General features: G+C 49.8%; 1 protein-coding gene. It reads right to left on the bottom strand.

Annotated features, from left to right (window positions below; translation table 11 throughout):
* Window positions 1-480: 480 nt before the first annotated feature.
* A complete protein-coding gene (locus F1593_RS27720) occupies window positions 481-2,244 on the bottom strand; it encodes an AAA family ATPase (protein WP_149404786.1) in 1,764 nt (587 codons plus the stop codon).
* Between the last annotated feature and the right edge of the window lie 408 nt (window positions 2,245-2,652).

Genomic DNA, 2,652 nt, shown 5'->3' with positions numbered 1-2,652 from the left:
CGCTTAAATCGCGCCATTCTTTGTCCATTGCTTCTTCCATCTCATCCTCCACTCTTTACTGCTTCCAGTGTATCATCTTTCTTTTCTCCTGCCAAGCCTCCCGCAAAAAAATGACGCGCACCCGAATGGCTCTTCCTGATTGACAACCATTAAAACATTTGGTAGACTCTCCTGTATGAAATGAAGCCATTGCAAAAAGATTCGTCTGAAGACGATGAGGCACGATACCCACCTCACGGTTGGTTGGGCTTCATGCACCACAAGAACAAGTGGTTGGTACCCAGGGGCACTCGGAAACCTGCAAACCTCGGTTTGCGCAACGCTTCTGGACATGTGGACCGCTACCTTTCAGTTGTGAGACTGATGGGCAAGTCTCATGGATGAAGGAAGAATCCCTGTGCATTTATGCCAGGGAGTGTCAAAATGAGAGAACAGGGCTCTTTGTTGCCACTCGCTGCGGCGGAGGAGAGGAGGGATGCCTTATTCTCCTCGCTTTGTCTGCGCATAGGTGTGCAGATTGTTTCTGACCTGTGTGAGACGTGCGCTGGATATATCCTGGAGCCTGTTGCGAGCATACATATAGAGTAAGGGATGCAGACGATAAAAGGATTGGTGATTCAGGCTGGTTGTCCCACTTCCACCAGCTTGCTGTCTATCGATGAGCTGCAAAAGGGAGTAGTTGACAAATTGTCCCAATACCAATGCGGTATGGGTTAAAATCGAGACAGGTAGCAGGGATGTCTGGCGCATTTCAGCAGAGATCGTTTCCGCCTCATAGTTTTGCTCAAAGGGCAAATGAAATGGCGGCGACGTCGCTAAAAATGATCGGTCAGTTGTATTTGATGAGGCAAACAGGGCGTGCGCGGGTGAGCGTTTGAGAGACAGAGTGTCGATATTGTCCTGAAGCGCAAGGACTGTAGCAGTTTCAAGGCTAAATTCCTGGGGTCCCAGCAGGGCTAACAGGCTAAATGCCTCGCGTTGAGCTGCCTCAATCGGTTGAAAGGCCTCTTCAAAGAGTCGGGTTAATTTCCCATTTTCATCCAGTAGTGGATGGAAAGGATTGTGTGCGACAGTCGCGGCCAGCAGCAATAAAGGGATGCCCTTGACGGTTGCGGCCTGCGCGATTAATTCTACAGCCAACGGCAAACCGCCCACAAGGGTACAGATTTGCTCAACCAGTCGCCATGACTCTCGATCCTCTGGTTGGAACTTCAACTGGGATGCGGTCAGGTTCGCGAACAATTCACATGCGTCAACCTGACTTAAAGATGGTATCAAGAGATGATGGTTCATCAGAGAAGGAAGAGGTACATGACGACTGGTGGTCAGGACAACGCGCTGCGCGTTTGAACGATAGCGTCCTTGCGCTCCAGCAGCCATAAACTGTGTGCTCCCAGATAAAGCATCCAGCGCCTCATGCAGGGGAAACTGTGGATCAAGATCGTCAAGCACAAACAGGACATGTTTATCCAACAAGAGCATACGCACCCGATCAACCGCAGCCGCCAGGTCCGTCTCCATATGTTCAAGCAAAAAGAGGTGGGATGCATGATGGTTGAATTGGCCTCTCTTGCGCGCCGCATGCGGTTCAGATTGAGAATCAGATGAGGACTGCGAAAATATATCAATAATTTCATTCAATAAGGTGATCAGTCCCAGCGCGCCACGGCGGCCTGTACATGAGAGCGTGATGATACCATCCTGAAAAACACGGCGCGAACCCGAGGTTGCCAGTTGATGGACTATCTCCGCAGCCAGAGCACTCTTCCCAACACCCGGCATACCAGTCAACGCGCACAATCCACGCTCGGTCGTGCATATCTGTTGCAAAACGGTTTGTACCAGGGCATCACGTCCCAGCAGGCGCGGCGGACGAGCAGGCAACATCATCACGGTCGAAACGGGCTCGGAGGACACGTGCTCGTATAAAGCCTGCACAATTGCGTTCTCTGAGGGACGCAATTCGCGCAAGGAAGCCGCTTGCAAATACGCCTGAACCTCACGGGAAGTGCGGCATAGCAACCAGGCCAGTGCCAATACTTGCTGACGCACATGTCCCCGAAATGGATACGTCAGGCGACCAGCCTCTAAACGCGCCAGAAAATCTTCCGAGAGATGGGTATCTTTCAAAAGAGGGTCCTCATGCACCGCTTCAATCAATGTTCTTTGACTCGACCAACCCTGCTTCCGTCGTTGCTCACTAATCCACTTCCCAAATCGAATCGCATCCATCGACGTCTTCACTTTTGCTCCACTCCAGACATAAGAATAATCTTGCGACTAAAAATACAGTATCAAAGCACAATACTCCCTTTTGTTGGCAATAGAGTAGAAAATAAGAGGATATTCCACTTCCGCCATCATCCCCCAACCCGGGTCAACGAGACAAATATTGAGAGCCTACCAGTTTCCACTCCACGAACACAAGCACACATAGTCTGGCAGTTACATATATCTATACATACTGTATCACATCAAGGAAGCAAGTAAATAGTTTTCTTTAGCGCTCCTTCGGCGAGGAGAGAAGAAAATATGAGTCATCCCGGATTTTTGGATAACCCGTAAAAACCTTCAAACGATAAAATGAAGCAAAGCCAGGAATTGCAGGGACTAGGCAAAAATGGCCTCCTGGTCTAAACTGTTGATGAACAA

Source organism: Dictyobacter arantiisoli (genome assembly GCF_008326305.1).
Taxonomy (GTDB): domain Bacteria; phylum Chloroflexota; class Ktedonobacteria; order Ktedonobacterales; family Ktedonobacteraceae; genus Dictyobacter; species Dictyobacter arantiisoli.
This window is presented reverse-complemented; position numbering and strand designations above follow the sequence as displayed.